The sequence below is a fragment of the Variovorax sp. FW305-3-2-15-B-LB1 genome, from assembly GCF_058787635.1.
In genome coordinates this window covers 176,236-197,391 of sequence record NZ_JBYSZY010000003.1, presented here as the reverse complement: position 1 = coordinate 197,391, position 21,156 = coordinate 176,236, and the positions used below count along the sequence as shown (strand labels likewise).

Annotated in this window: 20 protein-coding genes and 3 tRNA genes; 12 read left to right on the top strand and 11 right to left on the bottom strand. The window is 66.8% G+C overall.

Translation table 11 applies throughout. The features are described 5' to 3' along the window. Position 1: 1 nt before the first annotated feature. Both AC3WQR_RS03590 and nth read right to left on the bottom strand, forming a co-directional pair. The gene (locus AC3WQR_RS03590) at positions 2 to 859 is read right to left on the bottom strand and encodes an Ivy family c-type lysozyme inhibitor (RefSeq protein WP_492741168.1); all 858 of its coding nucleotides are present in this window, start codon (positions 857 to 859) and stop codon (positions 2 to 4) included. Positions 860 to 880: 21 nt separating this feature from the next. Then, on the bottom strand, positions 881 to 1,528 hold the full coding sequence (nth, locus tag AC3WQR_RS03585; protein WP_492726490.1) for an endonuclease III: 648 nt from the start codon (positions 1,526 to 1,528) through the stop codon (positions 881 to 883). A 175-nt stretch (positions 1,529 to 1,703) separates the two neighbouring features. Between nth and AC3WQR_RS03580 the strand changes: the two genes are divergently transcribed. Next, complete coding sequence (locus AC3WQR_RS03580; RefSeq protein WP_492741167.1) at positions 1,704 to 2,891, top strand: aminotransferase-like domain-containing protein; 1,188 nt, start codon at positions 1,704 to 1,706, stop codon at positions 2,889 to 2,891. 9 nt (positions 2,892 to 2,900) lie between these two features. On the opposite strand, the gene AC3WQR_RS03575 is transcribed toward AC3WQR_RS03580, so the two are convergent. Then, entirely contained in the window at positions 2,901 to 3,128 is a 228-nt protein-coding gene (locus tag AC3WQR_RS03575; protein WP_013541760.1) for a hypothetical protein, read from the bottom strand. A 57-nt stretch (positions 3,129 to 3,185) separates the two neighbouring features. Here AC3WQR_RS03575 and AC3WQR_RS03570 point away from each other — a divergent pair, with 57 nt between their 5' ends. Continuing rightward, the gene (locus AC3WQR_RS03570) at positions 3,186 to 3,512 is read left to right on the top strand and encodes a DUF6172 family protein (RefSeq protein ID WP_492741166.1); all 327 of its coding nucleotides are present in this window, start codon (positions 3,186 to 3,188) and stop codon (positions 3,510 to 3,512) included. A 6-nt stretch (positions 3,513 to 3,518) separates the two neighbouring features. On the opposite strand, the gene AC3WQR_RS03565 is transcribed toward AC3WQR_RS03570, so the two are convergent. From AC3WQR_RS03565 to mfd, 3 genes are read right to left on the bottom strand one after another with little or no spacing between them, the layout of a single operon-like run. After that, positions 3,519 to 4,583, bottom strand: a complete 1,065-nt coding sequence (locus AC3WQR_RS03565; RefSeq protein ID WP_492741165.1) for an Ldh family oxidoreductase — start codon at positions 4,581 to 4,583, stop codon at positions 3,519 to 3,521. Beyond that, positions 4,580 to 5,293, bottom strand: coding sequence for a phosphoserine phosphatase SerB (gene serB, locus AC3WQR_RS03560; protein ID WP_492741164.1), 714 nt, complete (start codon positions 5,291 to 5,293; stop codon positions 4,580 to 4,582). The genes AC3WQR_RS03565 and serB overlap by 4 nt, the downstream gene beginning before the upstream one ends. Continuing rightward, a complete protein-coding gene (gene mfd, locus AC3WQR_RS03555) occupies positions 5,290 to 8,772 on the bottom strand; it encodes a transcription-repair coupling factor (protein ID WP_369647194.1) in 3,483 nt (1,160 codons plus the stop codon). The genes serB and mfd overlap by 4 nt, the downstream gene beginning before the upstream one ends. 118 nt (positions 8,773 to 8,890) lie before the next feature. On the opposite strand from mfd, the gene ispD reads away from it, so the two are divergent. Together ispD and ispF are read left to right on the top strand one after the other, a co-directional pair. Next, positions 8,891 to 9,604 carry a 2-C-methyl-D-erythritol 4-phosphate cytidylyltransferase gene (ispD, locus tag AC3WQR_RS03550; protein ID WP_354343578.1) on the top strand — a complete coding sequence of 238 codons (714 nt, stop codon included), beginning with the start codon at positions 8,891 to 8,893 and terminating at the stop codon, positions 9,602 to 9,604. Continuing rightward, on the top strand, positions 9,601 to 10,092 hold the full coding sequence (ispF, locus tag AC3WQR_RS03545; protein WP_070060518.1) for a 2-C-methyl-D-erythritol 2,4-cyclodiphosphate synthase: 492 nt from the start codon (positions 9,601 to 9,603) through the stop codon (positions 10,090 to 10,092). The genes ispD and ispF overlap by 4 nt, the downstream gene beginning before the upstream one ends. 21 nt (positions 10,093 to 10,113) lie before the next feature. Here the strand turns inward: ispF and AC3WQR_RS03540 are convergent, their stop codons facing one another. Further along, positions 10,114 to 11,535, bottom strand: a complete 1,422-nt coding sequence (locus AC3WQR_RS03540; RefSeq protein WP_062480711.1) for a sensor histidine kinase — start codon at positions 11,533 to 11,535, stop codon at positions 10,114 to 10,116. Positions 11,536 to 11,612: 77 nt separating this feature from the next. Further along, a complete protein-coding gene (gene ompR, locus AC3WQR_RS03535; RefSeq protein ID WP_007837017.1) occupies positions 11,613 to 12,344 on the bottom strand; it encodes an osmolarity response regulator transcription factor OmpR in 732 nt (243 codons plus the stop codon). Between the two features lie 53 nt (positions 12,345 to 12,397). Here ompR and AC3WQR_RS03530 point away from each other — a divergent pair, with 53 nt between their 5' ends. Continuing rightward, positions 12,398 to 12,877 carry a hypothetical protein gene (locus tag AC3WQR_RS03530; RefSeq protein WP_253252394.1) on the top strand — a complete coding sequence of 160 codons (480 nt, stop codon included), beginning with the start codon at positions 12,398 to 12,400 and terminating at the stop codon, positions 12,875 to 12,877. Positions 12,878 to 12,931: 54 nt separating this feature from the next. After that, on the top strand, positions 12,932 to 13,639 hold the full coding sequence (locus AC3WQR_RS03525) for an SIMPL domain-containing protein (RefSeq protein WP_492741163.1): 708 nt from the start codon (positions 12,932 to 12,934) through the stop codon (positions 13,637 to 13,639). 67 nt (positions 13,640 to 13,706) lie between these two features. On the opposite strand, the gene AC3WQR_RS03520 is transcribed toward AC3WQR_RS03525, so the two are convergent. Next, on the bottom strand, positions 13,707 to 14,477 hold the full coding sequence (locus AC3WQR_RS03520; RefSeq protein WP_492741162.1) for a 3-hydroxybutyrate dehydrogenase: 771 nt from the start codon (positions 14,475 to 14,477) through the stop codon (positions 13,707 to 13,709). A 68-nt stretch (positions 14,478 to 14,545) separates the two neighbouring features. Here AC3WQR_RS03520 and AC3WQR_RS03515 point away from each other — a divergent pair, with 68 nt between their 5' ends. From AC3WQR_RS03515 to rimO, 6 genes are all read left to right on the top strand, one after another. Continuing rightward, complete coding sequence (locus tag AC3WQR_RS03515; RefSeq protein WP_492741161.1) at positions 14,546 to 15,499, top strand: alpha/beta fold hydrolase; 954 nt, start codon at positions 14,546 to 14,548, stop codon at positions 15,497 to 15,499. 58 nt (positions 15,500 to 15,557) lie between these two features. Further along, on the top strand, positions 15,558 to 17,747 hold the full coding sequence (locus tag AC3WQR_RS03510; RefSeq protein ID WP_062480706.1) for a RelA/SpoT family protein: 2,190 nt from the start codon (positions 15,558 to 15,560) through the stop codon (positions 17,745 to 17,747). A 38-nt stretch (positions 17,748 to 17,785) separates the two neighbouring features. After that, positions 17,786 to 17,862 (top strand) — tRNA-Val (locus AC3WQR_RS03505). A 267-nt stretch (positions 17,863 to 18,129) separates the two neighbouring features. After that, positions 18,130 to 18,453: a hypothetical protein gene (locus AC3WQR_RS03500; protein WP_307693744.1), complete on the top strand. Its 324-nt coding sequence runs from the start codon at positions 18,130 to 18,132 to the stop codon at positions 18,451 to 18,453. A 69-nt stretch (positions 18,454 to 18,522) separates the two neighbouring features. Next, positions 18,523 to 19,083, top strand: coding sequence for a polyhydroxyalkanoate synthesis repressor PhaR (gene phaR, locus AC3WQR_RS03495; protein WP_062480702.1), 561 nt, complete (start codon positions 18,523 to 18,525; stop codon positions 19,081 to 19,083). Positions 19,084 to 19,165: 82 nt separating this feature from the next. After that, complete coding sequence (rimO, locus tag AC3WQR_RS03490; protein WP_492741160.1) at positions 19,166 to 20,572, top strand: 30S ribosomal protein S12 methylthiotransferase RimO; 1,407 nt, start codon at positions 19,166 to 19,168, stop codon at positions 20,570 to 20,572. An 84-nt stretch (positions 20,573 to 20,656) separates the two neighbouring features. On the opposite strand, the gene AC3WQR_RS03485 is transcribed toward rimO, so the two are convergent. Together AC3WQR_RS03485 and AC3WQR_RS03480 are read right to left on the bottom strand one after the other, a co-directional pair. Then, positions 20,657 to 20,741: transfer RNA gene (locus tag AC3WQR_RS03485), tRNA-Leu, on the bottom strand. Between the two features lie 271 nt (positions 20,742 to 21,012). Beyond that, a tRNA-Leu gene (locus tag AC3WQR_RS03480) sits at positions 21,013 to 21,097 on the bottom strand. Positions 21,098 to 21,156: the final 59 nt, after the last annotated feature.

The following is a 21,156-nucleotide window of genomic DNA, read 5'->3' as shown; positions in this document are numbered from 1 at the left end:
GTCAGTTCTTGGCGCGCCACTGCTCGCGCCAGAGCCGGTCGAGCTGCCCTGCGAACTGCGGCGACGGGCCACCCAGGAGCTGGTTCTGCCCGTTGCGCTGCACCAGGCCGTAGAGCCGGCCCGAGCCCTGGTCGTACAGCGCGATCGCGTTGTGGTCGTAGCAGTCGTGCGGCTTGCAGAAGGCGTGCAGCAGGTAGCGCGTGCCGTCCACCGTCACCCATTGCGGCTCGGGCGACGGGCCTTCGCGGCGCACCAGCCAGCGCTCGGTTTCGCGCGCGCCCAGCGCGGCGCGCCAGGCCTTGTCCATCGCGGGGCCCCGGGCGAGGGCGGCCGGGCTGCCCGTGGCCGGTGCCGGCGGCTTGGGGGCGGCGGTCGCGGGTTCGGCGGGCGGCGCCGCGGCGCGTGCCGGACCGTCGCAGCGCCAATAGCGTGGCTTCATCAGTTCCGGGCCCAGCTGGCCCACGACCGGCTTGTCGGCCTTCAGCGTGATCGACTGGCCGCGCGCATCGCGAAAGACCAGGAAATTCATCATCGCGTTGTCGCCCTTGTCCACGCGGCTCATCAGCGCCACGTCGAAGTTCGGCGGCGGCGGCTGGTTGCCGAAGAAGCTGTGCGCCGTGTCTGGCTGGCGGCCGACCACGCGGCGCTTGCCGCGCTCGGCGATCAGCATGTCTTCGCGCACCTGCAGCGTCGGCGCCGCTGCGTCGGCGCAGTTGGTGGACCAGCGTCCGCCGTAGAGCGCCATCGTCTCGGGCGGCAGCACGCCGTCGCGCGACCAGGCAGAGCCGGCACTGCACAGCGCTGCGAGCAGGAGGAGCGCGGCGGTCGGTGAGTTCTTGAAAGTCGTCGTTGTTGTCATGTGCGATGTGTGTGATGCCGCTCAGGCGGTCTTGGGGGCCGGCGTCTTGGGCTTGAACGAGCAGAAGGTGGAGACCGCGCATTCCCAGCAGCGCGGCTTGCGCGCCACGCAGACATAGCGCCCATGCAGGATCAGCCAGTGGTGCGCGTGCAGGCGGAATTCGGGTGGGATGCGCTTTTCGAGCTTGAGTTCCACGTCCAGCGGCGTCTTGCCGGGCGCAAGCCCGGTGCGGTTGCCGATGCGGAAGATGTGCGTGTCGACCGCGATGGTCTCCTCGCCGAAGGCCACGTTGAGCACCACGTTGGCCGTCTTGCGTCCCACGCCCGGCAGCGCCTCGAGCTCGGCGCGCGTGCGCGGCACCTCGCCGCCATGGAGCTCGACCAGCATCCGGCAGGCTTCGATCAGGTGCTTGGCCTTGCTGCGGTACAGCCCGATCGTCTTGATGTACGACTCCAGCCCTTCCACTCCGAGGTCGAGGATCGCCTGCGGCGTGTTCGCCATCGGATACAGCCGCCGCGTCGCCTTGTTCACGCCCACGTCGGTGGCCTGCGCCGACAGCAGCACCGCGGCCAGCAGCTCGAAGGGCGTGGTGTATTCGAGCTCCGTGCGCGGCTCGGGGTTGGCGGCCTGCAGGGTGGCGAAGAAGAGGGGGATGTCGGATTTTTTCATGGGTCGTGGGGGCCGCCGTTCACGGCGTGGGGCTCGCGGGGCGCATGCCGCGGAAGGCAGGGCGAGCACCGGCGTTTGCGGCGATGGATGCAATATATCGTCGAAAAGCCATGGCCCTACGCAGCTTTCCTGCCCGGGCTTTCGCGACAATGACGCCCAGAAAGTGAGACTGACCATGCAATTCGCCTCCCGCCTCGACAACGTCGAAACCTCCGCCATCCGCGAACTCTTCAAGCTGCTGGGCAAGCCCGGCATCATCAGTTTTGCGGGCGGCTTTCCCGACAGCGCCATGTTCGACGTCGAGGGCCTGAAGGAGGCGAGCCAGAAGGCGCTGGCCGAAGAGCCCGGCGCGGCCTTGCAATATGGCGCCACCGAAGGCTACGAGCCGCTGCGCAACCAGCTCAGTTCCTTCATGAAGACCAAGGGCGTCGACGTGGACCCGAGCGGCCTGATCGTCACCACCGGCAGCCAGCAGGCGCTCGACCTGCTGGGCAAGACCATGATCTCGCCCGGCGACAAGGTGATCGTCGAAGGCCCGACCTTCCTGGCCACGATTCAGTGCTTCCGCCTGTACGGCGCGCAGCTCATCAGCGCACCCATCGACGCCAACGGCGTGAAGACCGACGAGCTCGAAAAGCTCATTGCCGAGCACAAGCCGAAGTTCGTCTACCTGATCCCCACCTTCGGCAACCCCAGCGGCGCCATGCTGAGCCTGGAGCGCCGCAAGAAGGTGCTCGAGCTGGCCGTGAAGTACCAGACGCTGATCGTCGAGGACGATCCCTACGGCGACCTGTACTTCGGCGAAGCGCCGCCGCCGTCGATCATGTCGCTGAGCAAGGACGTACCCGGCAGCCGTGAGCTGCTGGCGCATTGCGGCAGCCTGAGCAAGGTGCTCAGCCCCGGCCTGCGCATCGGCTGGATGATCGCGCCGCCCGAGCTGCTGGCCAAGGCCACGATGTGCAAGCAGTTCAGCGATGCCCACACCAGCACCTTCGCGCAGGCGACGGCCGCGCAGTACCTCAAGAGCGGCCGCATGCCCGGCACGCTGGCGCATGTGCGCGAGGTCTACGGCCAGCGCGCGCAGGCCATGGGCGCTGCGCTGACGCGCGAGCTGAGCGATGCGGTGAGCTTCACGCAGCCCAACGGCGGCTTGTTCTTCTGGGCACGCCTGACGGGCGCCAACGGCAAGCTGGCCGATGCCAACGAACTGGCCAAGCGTGCGATCGAGAAGCTGGTGGCCTTCGTGCCCGGCGCGCCGTTCTTCGCCGAGAAGCCCGATGTGGCGACGCTGCGCCTGAGCTTTGCGACGGCCGACATCGAGAAGATCGAAGAAGGCGTGAAGCGCCTCGGCCAGGCCCTGTAACGCCGACGTTCAGGGGGACCGGTGCAGGCGGGGCGCCGCCAGCAGGTCCAGGTTGTCTGAAATGGCCGCATCCACGTTCGGATAGCGGCCTTTCATTTTGGAGAGCGTCATGATGGTCTGCAGTGCCTTCAGGTCCTTGACCGAGGGCGCGACCTTGATCTGCGCAATGGCCGCCGGGGCGTTGCCGCCGTTCACCAATGCCATCACCTTGCTTGCCCAGTCGTTTGCGCGTGCCATGTCTTCACCTGCTTTCCATTTGAACCGCCGACTTTACACAGCGGGTTACCATCACCCATGAGAAAAACCTTCCAGCTTCAGGTCGAGGGCAAGCACCCCGACCGTCTCCTCGAAGCCGTCAAGCACGAGATCCGCAAGTACATCAAGCGCGAGCGCCGCCGCGACCTGCCCGAAGGCGCCGACTTCTGGGACTTCGACTGCCGGTTCGGCACCGCCCAGGAATCCGCCGAAACCATTCACCTCACGGCCATCACCGGCCTCATCGACGGTGTGGTGAAAGAGGGCGGCAAGCAGTTCTACATCGAGATCCTGGCCAAGCCCGGCAAGCGCCAGCCGCGGCCTGCGGGTGCGCCCGACCACGCCGAGAACGACGGCGAGGAATAAACCCCGTCAGATCAGCGCCTGCGCCAGCCGCAGGCCATGCCGCTGCTCCGCTTCCTGCAGCGAGCGCGCAATCGAAGGGTGCAGCCGCACCCCGTTCGCCGATTGCGCTTCCCGACGCTTCAACCCGCCTTCACCCGGCAGCCGCACAGGCCTGGCCGGGTCGATGGGCGCGTTGTCGCGACATTTTTTGGCCACGTGGTCCATCTGGCGCAGGAAAGCGTCCTTGCCGCCGAAGGCGTGCAGGTCGTGCAGCGTGAGGTGCACGGTCGCGCCCCAGCCTTCGGGCGGATCGGCGCGGCCGTGGCCCGCGAGGCCGGCCGTGAGCGTCTCGACCAAGAGCGCCATGCCGTAGCCCTTGTGGCCGTGGCTCAGGCCGCCCACGGGCAGCAGCGTGCCGGGCGGCTGGTCGAACAGCACCTGCGGGTTGTTCGATGGCTTGCCGGACGCGTCGATGAGCCATTCCTCGGCGAAAGTCTCACCGGCCGCGCGCTTGCGGTTGCTCATCCCGTTGGTGGTGATCGAGGCCGAGATGTCGACCATCACGCCGCCCTGCGACAGCGGAAAGCCCATCGCCAGCGGATTCGGCGTGAACACCGCCTGCGTGCCGCCGAAGGGCGCGACGCTGGCCGTGTTGGGGTCGGAGCAGGCCAGCAGCATCAGCATGTCTTCCTGCAGCGCGCGCAGCATGTAGACCGCGAGGCAGGCGATGTGGTGGCTGCGGCGAATCACGAGCGAGGCCGTGCCCAGTTCGCGCGCACGCGGCACCAGCAGGTCCATGCCCTGGTCCATGAGCCACGGGCCGGGCAGGCGCTTGCCGTCCCACAGCACGGCGGCGGGGCGGTCGGACAGCACCTCGGGCGCGCCGTCGCGCGTCATGCCACCTGATTCGATTTCTTTCACATAGCCGGCCAGCAGCGCGAGGCCGTGCGTGTCGTGGCCCAGCAGGTCGCCTTCGACCAGCGTGCGTGCCACGCTGTCGGCCATCGAGGCCGCGAGCCCCGCTTTCTGCAGCAGGGCGCTGGCGTAGTCGCGCAGCGCGTCGGCGCGGTACAGCGGGGCGGCGTCGGTCATTTCAGGATTTCCAGCACGCGGTCGAGCCCGCCTTCGTTGATCGCCACCATGGCCTGCTCGCGCACCTTCGGCTTGGCGTGGTAGGCCACCGACAGCCCGGCCTCGCCCATCATCGGCAGGTCGTTCGCGCCGTCGCCCACGGCGATGGTTTCCTGCGGCGAAATGCCCATGAGCGAGGCCACTTCGAGCAGCGTGCGGCGCTTTTCGGCGCCGTCGCAGATGTCGCCCCAGCTTTGCGTCACGACCTGGCCGGTGAGCTGGCCGTCGGCTTCGTCGAGCAGGTTGGAGCGCGCGAAATCGATGCCCAGGCGGTCCTTCACGCGGTTGGCGAAGAAGGTGAAGCCGCCCGACACCAGCAGCACCTTGAGGCCCGCCTTCTTGCACGCGGCGACCAGCTCGGTGGCGCCGGGGTTGAGCTTCAGGCGCTCGTCGTACACCTGCTGCAACGCGGCCACGGGCACGCCCTGCAGCAGCGCCACGCGGCGGCGCAGGCTTTCCTTGAAGTCCTTGATCTCGCCGCGCATCGTGGCCTCGGTGATCGCGGCCACCTCGGCCTTCTTGCCGACGGCATCGGCGATCTCGTCGATGCACTCGATGTTGATGAGCGTCGAGTCCATGTCGAACGCGATCAGCTTGAAGTCGGCGAGCTTCAGCGGCGGCGTCACGCGCTGGAGGACGAGGCCGGGAGAGATTTCTGTCGTAGCGCTCATGCGGGGGCGGTTTCCTTGACGAGGGGTTGTCCGAGGCTGCGCAGCACGTCGCGCACCATCTGGGCGCGGTCCTTCGGCTCCTTGAGTTCGCGCTCGATGCGCAGCTTCTCGTTGCCGGCGAGCTTGATGTGCTTGTTCTTCTGGATCAGCTGGATGATGGCCATGCCGTCCACCGGCGCGTCCTTGCGGAAGGTGATGTTGATGATGCCCGGCGCCGCATCGACCTTGACCACGCCGTAGGGCCGCGCGAGCACGCGCAGGCGGTGCGTGTCGATCAGCGTCTGGGCCTGCGGCGGCAGCTTGCCGAAGCGGTCGACGATTTCTTCCAGCAGCGTGTCGATCTGGTCAGGGTTCTTCGCGGTGGCGAGCTTCTTGTAGAACGACAGCCGCAGGTGCACGTCGCCGCAGTAGTCGTCGGGCAGCAGGGCCGGGGCGTGCAGATTGATTTCGGTGGTGACCGACAGCGGCGAGAGCAGGTCGGGCTCCTGCCCGGCCTTCAGCGAGCGCACGGCTTCGCTGAGCATCTCGTTGTAGAGCTGGAAGCCGATCTCCATCATGTTGCCGCTCTGGTTCTCGCCGAGCACCTCGCCGGTGCCGCGAATCTCCAGGTCGTGCATCGCGAGGTAGAAGCCCGAGCCCAGTTCTTCCATCTGCTGGATGGCTTCGAGCCGTTGCGAGGCCTGCTTGGTCAGGCCTTCGGTGTCCGGCACCATCAGGTACGCATAGGCTTGGTGGTGCGAGCGGCCGACGCGGCCACGCAGCTGGTGCAACTGCGCCAGGCCGAACTTGTCGGCGCGGCTCATCACGATGGTGTTGGCGGTGGGTACGTCGATGCCGGTCTCGATGATGGTCGAGCACAGCAGCATGTTGTAGCGCTGGGCCACGAAGTCGCGCATCACGCGCTCCAGCTCGCGTTCGGGCATCTGGCCGTGGGCCACGGCGATGCGGGCCTCGGGCAGGATTTCTTCGAGCTTCTGGCGCCGGTTCTCGATGGTCTCGACCTCGTTGTGCAGGAAGTACACCTGCCCGCCGCGCTTGAGCTCGCGCAGCACGGCTTCGCGGATCACGCCCGTGCCCTCGTTGCGCACGAAGGTCTTGATGGCCAGCCGGCGTTGCGGCGCGGTGGCGATCACGCTCAGGTCGCGCAGGCCTTCGAGCGCCATGCCCAGCGTGCGCGGAATCGGCGTGGCTGTGAGCGTGAGCACGTCGACCTCGGCGCGCATGGCCTTCATCGCCTCCTTGTGGCGCACGCCGAAACGGTGCTCCTCGTCGATGATGAGCAGGCCCAGGTTCTTGAACTTGACCGACTGCGAGAGCAGCTTGTGCGTGCCCACCACGATGTCGACCTGGCCTTCGGCCAGGCCCTTGGCGGCGGCCGTGATTTCCTTGGCCGAGCGGAAGCGGCTCATCTCGGCCACCTTCACCGGCCACTTGGCGAAACGGTCGACCAGCGTCTGGTAATGCTGCTCGGCCAGCAGCGTGGTCGGCGCGAGAAACGCCACCTGCTTGCCGCCGGTGACGGCGATGAAGGCGGCGCGCAGCGCGACCTCGGTCTTGCCGAAGCCCACGTCGCCGCACACGAGGCGGTCCATCGGCTGGGGCGAGATCATGTCCTGCACCACGGCGTGGATGGCGGCCTTCTGGTCGGCGGTTTCCTGGAAGCCGAAGTCGTTGGCGAACACCTCGTAGTCGGCCGGCGAATAGCGGAAGGCATGGCCTTCGCGCGCGGCGCGGCGGGCGTAGATGTTGAGCAGCTCGGCGGCCGAGTCGCGCACCTGTTCGGCGGCCTTGCGCTTGGCCTTTTCCCATTGTCCGGAGCCCAGCTTGTGCAGCGGCGCCTCGTCGGCGCTCACGCCGGTGTAGCGGCTGATCTGGTGCAACTGGCTCACGGGCACGTAGAGCGTGGCCTTGTCGGCGTACTCCAGGTGCAGCATTTCCTGCAGCAGCGGCTTGCCGTCGGCGCCCGTGCCCTGGCCCAGGTCCATGTGGATCAGGCCGCGGTAGCGGCCGATGCCGTGCGCGCTGTGGACCACCGGGTCGCCCACGTTGAGTTCGGACAGGTCCTTGATCAGCGCCTCGACGTCGCTGACCTGTTCCTGCTTCTTGTTGCGCCGGCGCGTGGTGGGCGCGGTGGCGAACAGCTCGGTCTCGGTGACGAAGTCGATCGCCTGTTCGCGCCACGCGAAGCCGGAGGCCAGCGCCGCGGTGGCGATGCCGATCTTCTCGTCGCCCGAGGCCTCGAACTCGGCCAGCGAATCGAAGGCCGGCGGGTTCACGCCGCTGGCACGCAGGAAATCGAGCAGGCTTTCGCGGCGGCCGTCGCTCTCGGCGATCAGCAGCACGCGGTGCGGCGTGGCGGCAATGTGGGCCTTCAGGCCGACCAGCGGGTCTTCGGCGCCGCGCACCACGGCAAAGGGCGGCAGCTTGTCGAACTCGGCGTAGGGCGCGTCGGTGGCGATGTCGCCGCGGATGGCGAGCTGCGCATGCGGCTTGGCGCGCTGGTAGAACTGCTCGGCGTTGAGGAACAGCGCGTCGGGCGGCAGCGCGGGGCGCTCGGGGTCACCCTGCACCAGGCGGTAGCGCTCGTTCGTGTCCTGCCAGAAGTGCTGGAACGCGGGTTCGAGGTCGCCGTGCAGCACGACGGTGGCGTCGGGGCCGAGGTAGTCGAACACCGTGGCCGTCTCGTCGAAGAACAGCGGCAGGTAGTACTCGATGCCGGCGGTGGCCACGCCGTTGCCCATGTCCTTGTAGATGCGGCTCTTGGTCGGGTCGCCCTCGAGCAGTTCGCGCCAGCGGCTGCGAAAGCGCGCGCGGGCGTCGTCGTCCATCGGGAACTCGCGGCCCGGCAGCAGGCGCACCTCGGGCACGGGGTACAGGCTGCGCTGGGTGTCGGGGTCGAAGGTGCGGATGGAGTCGATCTCGTCGTCGAACAGGTCGACGCGAAAAGGCACCGGCGAGCCCATGGGGAACAGGTCGATCAGGCCGCCGCGCACCGCGTACTCGCCCGGGCTCACCACCTGCGTCACGTGGCTGTAGCCGGCCAGCGTGAGCTGCGCCTTGAGCTTGGACTCCTGCAGCTTCTGCTTGGCCTTGAACTGGAAGGTGTAGCCCGCCAGGAAGGCCGGCGGCGCCAGCCGGTACAGCGCGGTGGTGGCAGGCACCAGCACCACGTCGGCCTCTTTCTGGCTGATGCGCCATAGCGTGGCCAGGCGCTCGCTGATCAGGTCCTGGTGCGGCGAGAAGCTGTCGTAGGGCAGCGTTTCCCAGTCGGGGAACAGGGCGCAGCGCAGCTCGGGCGCGAAGAAGGCGATTTCGTCGATGAGCCGCTGGGCGTCGTTCGCGTCGGCGGTGAACATCGCGGTGGCGCGCCCCGCGGCCTTCTCGCGCATGCCGAGCTGGGCCAGCATCAGCGCATCGGCCGACAACGGGGGACGCGGCAGCGTGAAACGCTTGCCCGCCGGGAGAAGGGGGAGGTCCATGGAGCGGTTCGAAAAATGCACGACACCCCGCGCCGGACGGCGAGGGGTGTGCGAATGTCAATTCTAGAATGGCGGCCCCTTATCCGCTTGTCGGCCATCGGCCCGTGCCGCACCCTCCATGTCTTCTTCCCGTTTCTACGTGCTGATCCCCTGTGCCGGTTCCGGCCACCGCGCCGGCGGCGCGCAGCCCAAGCAGTACCGGCGCCTGGCGGGCCAGTCGATGGTGGCCCACACAGTGGACGCGTTTCGCGCGCTGGCCGGGCGTTTCGCGGGCGTGGCGGTGGTGGTGTCGCCCGACGACCGCGAGGTGCAGACGGCGCTGCCGCGCTTCCCGACGACGGGCGAATACCTGCTGCGCGTGGGCGGCCTGACGCGCGCCGCCTCGGTGCGCAACGGCCTGGCGGCGCTGCGCCAGAAGGGCGCCGGGCCGCACGACTGGGTGCTGGTGCACGACGCGGCGCGCTGCCTGGTCACGTCCAGCCAGATCGAGGCGCTCATCGCTGCCTGCGAGCACGACGCCGTCGGCGGCCTGCTGGCGCAGCGGTTGGCCGACACGCTGAAGGTCTCGTCGACCGACAGCCGCTCAACCCAGACCCTGCCGCGCGCCGACAAGTGGCTGGCCCAGACGCCGCAGATGTTCCGCATCGGCATGCTGCTCGACGCGCTGGAGCGCGTGGGCGACGTGGTGACCGACGAGGCCAGCGCCATCGAGACCCTCGGCCTGGCGCCGCTGCTGGTGCCCGGCAGCGCGCAGAACTTCAAGGTCACGTTCCCCGAAGATTTCGCACTGGCCGAGGCGGTGCTGCTCGGCCGCAAGAAGGCCATGGCATGACGACGACACCGTTCAACATCCGCATCGGCGAAGGCTGGGACGTTCACCAGCTGGTGGCGGGGCGCAAGCTCATCCTGGGTGGCATCGAGGTGCCGCACACCACCGGCCTGCTCGGGCATTCGGACGCCGACGTGCTGCTGCACGCCATCACCGACGCGCTGCTCGGCGGTGCCGGGCTGGGCGACATCGGCCGGCATTTTCCCGACACCGACGCCCAGTTCCGCGGCGCCGATTCGGCCGTGCTGCTGGCCGAGGCGGCGCGCCGCGTGCGGGCCGCCGGCTGGGAGATCGGCAACGTCGACAGCACCGTGATCGCGCAGGCGCCCAAGCTGGCACCGCACATCCCGGCCATGTGCCAGCGCATCGCCGACACGTTGGGTATTGCGCTCGATCAGGTCAATGTGAAAGCCAAGACGGCCGAGAAGCTCGGCCCGGTGGGCGAGGGGCGGGCGATGGAAGCCCGCGCCGCGGTGCTGCTGCACCGCTGACGCGCGTCCTTAGGCGACCTGTCAGGCGACCTGCTTTTTGCCCGGCACCTCGCCGGGCTTGCTGCTGCCTGCCGGCATCGCGCGCGGCATCCGGATGTGGGCTGCGAGGCCCCGGCCCGGCGTGCTGGTGAGTGCGAAGGTGCCGCCCATGCGCTCGATGTTCTTCGCCACGATCGACAGCCCCAGGCCGGCACCGGCCGCCGAGGTGCGCGCCGCGTCGCCGCGAAAGAAGGGTTTGGTCAGCTGCACGAGCAGGGCGGGCTCGACGCCCGCGCCGTGGTCGCGCACCTTGATCAGCACCGCGTCGTTGTTGGCCTGCGCCTGGATCGTGACGTCGGCCACGCCGGTCGACGGTGTCTTGCCGTAGCGCCGGGCGTTCTCGACCAGGTTGGAGATCACACGCGTGAGCTCGACCTCGTCGCCCATCACCTTCAGGTCGGCGGGCACGTCGACGTGGATGTTCATCTCTTCGTAATCCTGCACGGCGTAGGTGCAGGCGTCGATCACGTCGCGCAGCAGCACGGGGCGCTGGTCGACGTGGTCGGGGCGGGCGTAGTCGAGGAACTTGTCGATGATCGCGTCGAGCTGCGCGATGTCGGCGGCCATGTGGTCGCGCGCGTCTTCGTCGGCCACGCTCATCTCGGTTTCGAGCCGCAGCCGCGCCAGCGGCGTGCGCAGGTCGTGCGAGATACCGGCCAGCATGATGGCGCGGTCCTGCTCGATCTTGGCGAGCTGGTCGGCCATGCGGTTGAAGCCGATGTTGACCGCGCGGATCTCGTTGGTGCGGGCGCGCTCGTCGAGCCGGTGCGCCTCGTACTCGCCCTCGCGCACCTGCAAGGTGGCGCGCGACAGCTGCTTGAGCGGCAGGTTGATGAGCCGCGTGATCAGCGCCGCGCCCGCGAGCGACAGCGCCATCGCCGTGCTGAGCCAGACCAGCCAGGTGCGTCCGCCCACGCGGCTGAAGCGCGTGGGGTCGAGCAAAAGCCAGTAGGTGTCGCTCTCGATGGTGAAGCCGATCCACAGGCCCGGCTCGTCGTTCACGCGGCTGGCCACCGTGGTGCCTTCGCCGAGTTGGGCGATCAGCTCTTCGGTGACGCGCTCGTCGAGCGCGCCGCTGGTGTAGGGCTGGAAGCGGTCGTTGGGCTCGCGCGGCAGGATGCGCACGCCTTCCTGGTCGGCCAGCGTCTTGATCAGCGAGACCCGCGTGATCGCATCCGAGTACACCAGCGCCGCGCGCGTGAGGTTCACGAGCGAGGCGATCTGGTGTCCGGTCTGGATGGCACGCGGCTCGTATTCGAGCGAGCGGAAGGTCTGCAGCCAGGCGACCGTGCAGCCGATCAGCAGCAGTGCGAGCAGAAAGAAGGTGCGCCAGAAAAGGCTGAAGCCCAGCTTGAGGCCGGGGCGACGGTCACGCTGCGCGCTCGCTTCGAGCGGGCTCGGCATCGTGACCTGCGCACCGTCCTCCTGGGCCGGGTCAGGTCGGGCGGAATGGAGGCCGATGGCCACCTCTCAGCGGATCGTCAGGCCGTGCCGTCCGGCACGAACACGTAGCCCACGCCCCAGACGGTCTGGATGTAGCGCGGCGCCGCGGCGTCGGACTCGACCAGCTTGCGCAGGCGCGAGATCTGCACGTCCAGGCTGCGGTCGAAGGGCTCGAATTCGCGGCCGCGTGCCAGCTGGGCCAGCTTTTCGCGCGACAGCGGCTGGCGCGGGTGGCGCACCAGCGCCTTCAGCATCGCGAACTCGCCGGTGGTCAGCGAGAGTTCTTCGCCGTCCTTCTTCAGGGTGCGCGAGCCGAGGTCGAAGGCGAACGGGCCGAAGGTGACGGTCTCGTTCTCGGTGGAGGGGGCGCCCGGCGCCTCGAGCGGCGGACGGCGGCGCAGCACGGCGTGCACGCGGGCCAGCAGTTCGCGCGGGTTGAAGGGCTTGCCGAGGTAGTCGTCGGCGCCGACTTCGAGACCGACGATGCGGTCCACGTCCTCACCCTTGGCGGTGAGCATGATGATCGGCGTGCGGTCGTTGGCGGCACGCAGACGGCGGCACACGGAGAGGCCGTCTTCGCCGGGCATCATCAGGTCGAGCACGATCAGGTCGACCGTGTCGCGCAACAGGATGCGGTTGAGCGCCTTGCCGTCCTCGGCCACGATCACTTCGAATCCTTCCTGCGTCAGGTAGCGGCGCAGCAGGTCGCGGATGCGGGCGTCGTCGTCGACGATCACGATCTTGTCGGTGCGAGCGGGAACTTGAGTCATTTCTACAACGTTGAATTTGTAACAGCGCCGATTCTGAAGGCGTTAGGACCCCATTGCTGCCGAATTCCGTAGTGGTTGACACTAAGTTACATAACTTGCGGCCGCTCGCCGTCTGGTCATCCGGGCTTTGCCCGGCGGTGGCACAGTCCGTGCTGCCTTATGACGATTGCGCGATGAGACCTTCTTTTTCTGCCTTGCCTCTGCTTTTTTTCGCATGCGCCTGTGGTGCGACGTCCGTCGCTTCCGAAGGGTTTTTGCGGGTCAGTGAAGGGCGCCGCAGCGAAGTGCGCGATGCCGTGGCCGCGCACCGGGCGGCCCAGCGGGAAGAGCAGCGCCGAGGCGAAGCGCTGGCGGGGCGCCGTCTCACGGCGGGCGAACTCTTCGAGTTGAGGCAGCAGGTCCGGGGGCAGTGGGTGCCTGCGGGAACGGGTGTTCTTCTGAATTCGGCAGAATCACAGCCTGCCGAGCGCATCGTGCCGGTACCGCAGCCCGTCGCCAGTCCGCAAACCGCGCCGCGCAGCCTGCGCCACTGAAGAAGAAGGCGCGGGCGAGGGCTTTTCCTCGCATCCACCAGGGAGAAATCTGTCTTGAAGACTGTTCAATTGATCGCGGCCTGCGCCGTGCTGACCTTTGCCGGCGCCGCCTTGGCCCAGAATGCCGTCATGCCTGCTCCACAAAACGTGCTCCAGCTGTCGGCCTCCGGCACCGTCGAAGTTCAGCAAGACCTGCTGAGCATGACCCTCGTCACCACGCGCGACGCCGCCGAGGCGGGCACTGTGCAGACCCAGCTCAAGACGGCGCTCGATGCCGCGCTGGCCGAGGCCAAGAAGAATGCGCAGCCGGGCCAGCTCGACGTGCGCACCGGCAACTTCAGCCTTTCGCCGCGCTACACCAAGGACGGCAAGATCAACGGCTGGCAGGGGTCGACCGAGCTCGTGCTCGAAGGCCGCGACTTCGCGCGCATCACCCAGACGGCCGGGCGCATCAGCACGCTCAGCGTGGGCAACGTCGGTTTCGGCCTGAGCCGCGAGCAGCGCGCCAAGACCGAGACCGAGGCGCAGAACATCGCCATCGACAACTTCAAGCAGAAGGCCGGCGAGCTGGCCAAGGGCTTCGGCTTCGTCGGCTACACGCTGCGCGAGGTGTCGGTGAACGCGAACGACAGCGGTCCGATCCGCCCGCGCGTGATGGCCATGCAGGCCAAGTCGTTCTCGGCCGCCGATTCGGCCGTGCCGGTGGAAGCGGGCAAGACCAGCGTGGTCGTGAACGTCTCGGGCTCGGTGCAGCTCAAGTAAGAAGACAAGTAGCGCAGCGCCGGCGGGCGAGTGCCGCCGGCGTTTTTTCGTTGTTGTCTCTGTTTATTTACTGAGCCGTCCAGCCGCCATCCATGGCCCAGGCGACGCCCCGCACCTGATCGGCGGCGGGAGAGCTCAGGAAGACGGCCAGCCCGCCCAGTTGCTCGACCGTCGTGAACTGCAGCGAGGGCTGCTTTTCTCCCAGCAATTCGTTCTGCGCCTGGAGGGCCGAAATGCCTTCACGGGCCGCGCGGTCGTCGATCTGCTTTTGCACCAGCGCCGTGAGCACCCAGCCCGGGCTGATCGCGTTGCAGGTGACGCCGGTGGTGGCGGTTTCGAGCGCCACCGACTTGGTCAGGCCGACGATGCCGTGCTTGGCTGCGACATAGGCCGACTTCTGCGCCGAGGCCACGAGCCCGTGCGCCGACGCCACGTTGATGATGCGGCCCCAGTTGGCCTCGCGCATCGCGGGGATCGCCAGGCGCGTCGTGTGGAAGGCGCTCGTGAGGTTGATGGCGAGGATCGCGTCCCAACGTTCGGTCGGGAAGTCCTCGACCTTGGCGACGTGCTGGATGCCGGCGTTGTTGACGAGGATGTCGACACGGCCGAACTTCGACGCCGCGAACTTCATCATGTCCTCGATCTGGTCGGGCTTGCTCATGTCGGCCCCGTGGTACTCGGCGCGCACGTCGAGCGCCTCGATCTGGGCCTTGGGAGTGTCGGCGTCGCCGAAGCCGTTGAGCACGATGTGTGCGCCCTGTTGGGCCAACGCCTTGGCGATGGCGAAGCCAATGCCACTGGTGGACCCCGTGACAAGCGCGGTTTTGCCTTTGAGCATGAAGATCAATCTCCGGATGAATTAGGATGCAACGAGACCATTATCCGCACCCGAACCCCTCCGTTTCCATGACAGAACCGACCCTTCACGACGTGGCCTGCAACGACGCCCAGGGCGGTCATCGCATGGCCTATTGGCAATGGGGCAGCGCGCACAGCGCACATGTCGTGATCTGCGTGCACGGGCTGACCCGGCAGGGGCGCGATTTCGACGTGCTCGCGCAGGCCATCGTGGCGCGCGCGGGCGGCGATGTGCGCGTGGTCTGTCCCGACGTGGTCGGGCGCGGCCGCAGCGACTGGCTGCGCGACCCTGCTTTCTATCAAGTGCCCGTGTATGCCGCAGACATGGTGGCGCTGATCGCGCAGTTGCACGGCGAGCATCCCATCGACACGCTCGACTACGTCGGCACCAGCATGGGCGGGCTGATCGGCTTCGTGCTGGCCGGCCATAAAGAGCTGCCGCTGCCACGGCCCATTCGCCGTTTCGTCGCGAACGATGTCGGCCCCACGGTCGAGCCCGCTGCCATCCAGCGCATCGGCGCTTATGTGGGCAAGAGCGGCCAGTTTCCGAGCGTGCAGGCCGCGGCCGATGCGATGTGGGCCCTGTCGACCACGTTCGGGCCGCACACGCCCGAGCAGTGGCGCGCGCTGTCGCAGCACATGGTGGTGCCGGCTTCTGAGCGCAGCGCCGACGGTGCCGCCAAGACCGCCAGTGCCGGCCCGGTGGGCGAGGGCGCCTGGGTGCTGCACTACGACCCGGCCATCGGCGTGCCGTTGCGGGCCATCACGCCCGAGATCGCGGCGCAGGGCGGGGCGGTGATGTGGAGCCTGTACGACGCCATCGACGCGCGCGCGCTGCTCACGCGCGGCGCGGCGTCCGACCTGCTGTCGCCCGAGACGGCGGCCGCGATGACGCAGCGTGGGCCGCGCGCCACGCTCGTCGAGTTCGAGGGCGTGGGGCACGCGCCGACTTTCGTCGATCCCGCACAGGTCGCCGTCGTCACGAATTTCCTGTTCGATTGAGGGCATCGTGAAGCGAGAGTCTGCGAACCTTCAGACGGCACCCCTGTCCGACGGCGTCATGGTCGATTACCCGCTGTCGGCCGCCACGGCCGACCGCTCGCCGGTCATGGAGAACATGCTGGCGCGCGCCCGCGCGTTCGCCGAGCCGCTGATCGCCGACGAAAAGCTCGACACCGGCGAGAACACGTTGGCGCACGCCGATGCCGTGGCCGCCATCGTCGCGAAGATGGGCGGCTCCGAGGCGATGCAGGCCGCGAGCTACCTCGTGTATTCGTGTCAGCACCTGAACCGCCCGCAGGAAGTGATCGCCAAGGTTTTCGGAGATAACTTCGCGGCGCTCGCGGTCGAGACCACCAAGCTCGTGCGCGTGCAGGAGCAGGCGCGCACCGCCTCGCAAGGGCACCACGCCGAAGGTGCCGGCGCGCAGACCGAGAACGTGCGCAAGATGCTGCTCGCGTTTTCGCGCGACCTGCGCGTGGTCATGCTGCGGTTGGCCTCGCGCCTGCAGACGCTGCGGCACGCGGCGGCCAGCAAGCAGCCCGCGCCCGAGAGCGTGGCGCGCGAGTCGCTGCAGGTGTTTGCGCCGCTTGCGAACCGGCTGGGCATCTGGCAGGTGAAGTGGGAGATCGAAGATCTCTCGTTCCGCTTTCTCGAGCCCGAGACCTACAAGCTGATCGCGCGCCTGCTCGACGAGAAGCGCATCGAGCGCGAAGGCCACGTCGAGCAGTTGCGTTCGCAGCTGGAGCACGAACTGCAGGCCGAAGGCGTCAAGGCCACGGTGCAGGGACGCCCGAAGAACATCTACAGCATCGTCAAGAAGATGCGCGGCAAGTCGCTCGACTTCGAGCAGGTCTTCGACATCCTCGCGCTGCGCGTGGTGGTGCCGGACGTGAAGGACTGCTATGCCGCGCTGGCCTGGGTGCACTCGCACTTCCAGCCCATCGACGAGGAGTTCGACGACTACATCGCACGGCCCAAGCCCAACGGCTACCAGTCGCTGCACACGGTGGTGCGCGAGATCGTCGACGGCAAGGTGGGCAAGCCGATCGAGATCCAGATCCGCACCGAGGAGATGCACGACCACGCCGAGCATGGCGTGGCTGCGCACTGGGCCTACAAGGAAGCGGGCCACAAGGGCTACGCCGGCGTCTGGGCGAGCGGTGAGTACGACGCCAAGATCGCCGTGCTGCGCCAGCTGCTGGCCTGGGAACGCGACCTGTCGGGTGGGTTGCAGGGGCAGGGGCTGTTCGACGACCGCATCTATGTGCTCACGCCCGATGCCGCCATCGTCGAGTTGCCGCAGGGCGCCACGCCGGTCGATTTCGCCTACACGGTGCACACGACGCTGGGGCATCGCTGCCGCGGTGCGCGTGTCGATGGCGCGATGGTGCCGCTGAACACGCCACTGTCGAACGGGCAGACGGTCGAGATCATGGCGGCCAAGGAAGGCGGTCCGTCGCGCGACTGGCTGAATGCGGAGCTCGGTTATCTGGCGAGCCACCGCGCACGCGCCAAGGTGCGCGCCTGGTTCAACGCGCAGATCACGCACGAGACCGTGGCGCGCGGACGCGAAGCCGTCGAGAAGCTGCTGCAGCGCGAAGGCAAGACGGCCATGCGGCTCGAAGACCTGGCGTCGCAGCTTGGCTTCAAGTCGGCGGACCATCTGTTCGAGGTGGTCGGCAAGGACGAGTTTTCGCTGCGCAACATCGAGACGCTGCTGCGTCCGCCCGAGCCGGCGCTGAACCCTGACGACGGCGTGCAGATCAAGAAGGCGCGCGGCAGCGAGAAGTCGGGCAAGGGCGGCGTGCTGGTGGTGGGCGTGTCGTCGCTGATGACGCAACTCGCCAAGTGCTGCAAGCCGGCGCCGCCGGATGCGATCCGCGGCTTCGTCACGCGCGGCCATGGCGTCAGCGTGCATCGTGCGGATTGCAGCAACTTCCGCACGATGGCCGCGAAGGACGGCGAACGCGTGATCGATGTCGAATGGGGCCTGCCGAAGAAGGGCGCTGATGCGCCGGTCTATGCAGTGGATGTGGCTGTGGAAGCAGCCGACCGCCAAGGGTTGCTGCGCGATATCTCCGACGTGTTTGCACGCGAAAAGATGAACGTGATCGGCGTGCAGACGCAGTCGATCAAGGGCACGGCGTGGATGACGTTCACCGTGGAAATCGCCGATGCCGCGCGTTTGACGCAGGTATTGAGTGTGGTGACTGCAGTGACTGGTGTGCGATCTGCACGTCGGCGCTGAAAAGGGCCATTTCTCCTGCTATACTCGATGCTTCTCTTAGGCGCGTAGCTCAGTTGGTTAGAGCACCACCTTGACATGGTGGGGGTCGTTGGTTCGAATCCAATCGCGCCTACCAAATTCAAACACGGGTTGCAGCGATTTCGCTGCAACCCGTTCGTCGTTTGGACGACGTGTTTGTCTCTGGATTCGCCCGGTCGTCCTGAGCGATCGGCGCAAGCAAAAAAACCTTTCACGGGCGGCCCTTCGCGCGGTGCAGGCAAGGTGCCTGAGCCATGTGGTTGTGCTACCTTGAGTGGTCTGCCAACCTTCTCGAATTTCCTTGATAAGCGATCTGATGAATACGCGATCAACGCCGGTTGATCGGGCGCACGTCGACCACCGCGTGGCCGCATTGCTCAAGCAGGCCCCTCTTGAATTCGCACGCGCGGTCTACGGCATCAATGACCTCGCCGCCGGTCGCGCCGACACCATGGCCGCACGCGAAGTCGCGCGTGCACAACGACAGGGCATGCCGGTGACCGAGGAGCGCGCCGAGCAGCGCGCACGCGCCTATCTTCCGACGGCGGGACAGGAGCATTGCCCCCGGTGCTGGGTTGTCTACGGGCAGAAGATCCCGCTGCGATTCAGGTTGTCGACCCCCGAGCGTCCCGAAACTGCAGCGTGTCATGCGTGCGGTGCCGAGTACGCGACAGCGTCGGATGCCTGAAGAAGAATCACGGTCAGGGTAAACCTTGTCGCGATGCAGCAAAACCGCTCCCTAGAATCATCCGATGACATGGGCGTCCATGTGAAGGAGTCTGTAGTGCAGAGCAAGAAGTCCGGGGTGAAGCCGGTCCAGCGTGTGATCAAGAAGTACCCCAACCGACGGCTCTACGACACGGAGACATCCACGTACATCACGCTGACCGAGGTCAAGCAGCTGGTCATCAAGAACGCGCAGTTCGTGGTGCGCGACGCCAAGACCGGCGACGACCTCACGCGCAGCATCCTGCTGCAGATCATCCTGGAAGAAGAAGCCGGTGGCGCGCCGATGTTCACCGAGCAGGTGCTGGCCAACATCATCCGTTTCTACGGCCAGGCCATGCAGGGCTACATGGGCCCGTACCTCGAGAAGAACATCCAGGCCATGACCGAGATGCAGGCCCAGCTCGCCGAAAAGGCCGAAGGCCTGACGCCCGAAATGTGGTCGCGCTTCATGACCATGCAGTCGCCGATGATCCAGGGGCTGATGGGCAACTACGTCGAGCAATCGAAGAACGTCTTCCTGCAGATGCAGGAGCAGATGCAGAAAAACACCGAGCAGGTGCTGGGCGCCTTTGGCATCAAGCGCCCCTGAGCGCCGCGCGGCGGCCCGCCCGAATGGGGTGACTGCCCGATGAATGCCCCGCTGTCACCGATAGCTGGGACAATAGAGGCCTATGAGCGAAGTTGCCTCCCCTGAACGTACCGTCACGCCGACCGCCCCCAAGGTCGGCTTCGTCAGCCTTGGTTGCCCCAAGGCCTTGACCGATTCCGAATTGATCCTGACCCAGCTGAGTGCCGAGGGGTATCAAACCGCCAAGACTTTCGAGGGCGCCGACCTCGTCATCGTCAACACCTGCGGCTTCATCGACGATGCCGTGAAGGAAAGCCTGGACACCATCGGTGAAGCCCTCGCCGAGAACGGCCGTGTGATCGTCACCGGCTGTCTGGGCGCCAAGACCGGCGACCAAGGCGGCAACCTCGTGCGTCAGATGCACCCCAGCGTGCTGGCCGTCACCGGTCCGCATGCCACGCAGGAGGTGATGGATGCCGTGCACGCCAACCTGCCGAAGCCGCACGATCCGTTCATCGACCTCGTGCCCAACACCTTCGGCGTGGCCGGCCTCAAGCTGACGCCGCGGCACTATGCCTACCTGAAGATCAGCGAAGGCTGCAACCACCGTTGCACCTTCTGCATCATTCCCTCGATGCGCGGCGACCTGGTCTCGCGTCCGGTGGGCGATGTGCTCAGCGAAGCCAAGGCCCTGTTCGAGGGCGGCGTGAAGGAGCTGCTGGTGATCAGCCAGGACACCTCGGCCTACGGCGTCGACGTGAAGTACCGCACCGGCTTCTGGGATGGCAAGCCGGTCAAGACCCGCATGCTCGAACTCGTGCGCACGCTGGGCGAAATCGCCGAGCCGTATGGCGCCTGGGTGCGCCTGCACTACGTGTACCCCTATCCGAGCGTCGACGAAATCATTCCATTGATGGCGAGCGGCTTGGTGCTGCCGTACCTCGACGTGCCGCTGCAACACAGCCACCCCGACGTGCTCAAGCGCATGAAGCGGCCGGCCAGCGGCGAGAAGAACCTGGAGCGGATCGCGCGCTGGCGCGAGACCTGCCCCGAACTCGTGATCCGCAGCACCTTCATCGCCGGCTTCCCGGGCGAGACGGAGCAGGAGTTCGAGCACCTGCTCGACTTCATCCGCGAAGCCGAGATCGATCGTGCGGGCTGCTTTGCCTACAGCCCGGTCGAAGGCGCCACTGCCAACGACATTCCGGGCATGCTGCCCGAGGCCGAGCGCGAAGCGCGCCGCGCCCGCTTCATGGAAGTGGCCGAGGCCGTGTCGATCGCCAAGCTGCAAAAGCGCGTCGGCTCGACGATGCAGGTGCTGGTCGATTCAGCGCCGGCGCTGGGCCGCAAGGGTGGGGTGGGGCGTACGTACGCCGATGCACCGGAAATCGACGGCACTGTTCGCCTCCTGCCACCCGAGAAGATCAGCAAGACGATGAAGGTCGGCGAGTTCACGCGTGCACGCATCGTGGGCGCCGAAGGCCACGACCTGATCGCGTTGCCCGTTTGATGCGCCTGATTCAAACGGCCAAGAAAAAAGCCACCGGAGGCCGGTGGCTTTTGTCAGAAGACCTGGTAAGGGTCTGTTCAATCTTGGTGCCCAGAAGAGGACTCGAACCTCCACGATGTTACTCGCTAGTACCTGAAACTAGTGCGTCTACCAATTCCGCCATCTGGGCTGATTTTGCTTCTCAGCAAAGACTACGATTATATACACAAATTTGGCGCGCTCTTTTGAGCGAGTCGAAATTTCGGCTTCTGCGCGACATCGCTCGTGCGGCGGGTGCCCTGCCGAAGGCGGGTGGGTGCGATCGTGCGCGCATGGCCGGCGTCGAGGGGTGCGATCTGACGATCGCGTCGCCCGTTTGATGCAGTTTCGAGCGGCCATGAAAAAAGCCACCGGAGACCGGTGGCTTCAATCGGATGACCTGGTAAAGGTCTGTTTAAACTTGGTGCCCAGAAGAGGACTCGAACCTCCACGATGTTACTCGCTAGTACCTGAAACTAGTGCGTCTACCAATTCCGCCATCTGGGCCCACATGACTGCAGAAGCAGCCACGTTTTGAATTTCAGGAAAGAAGGAGATCATATCAA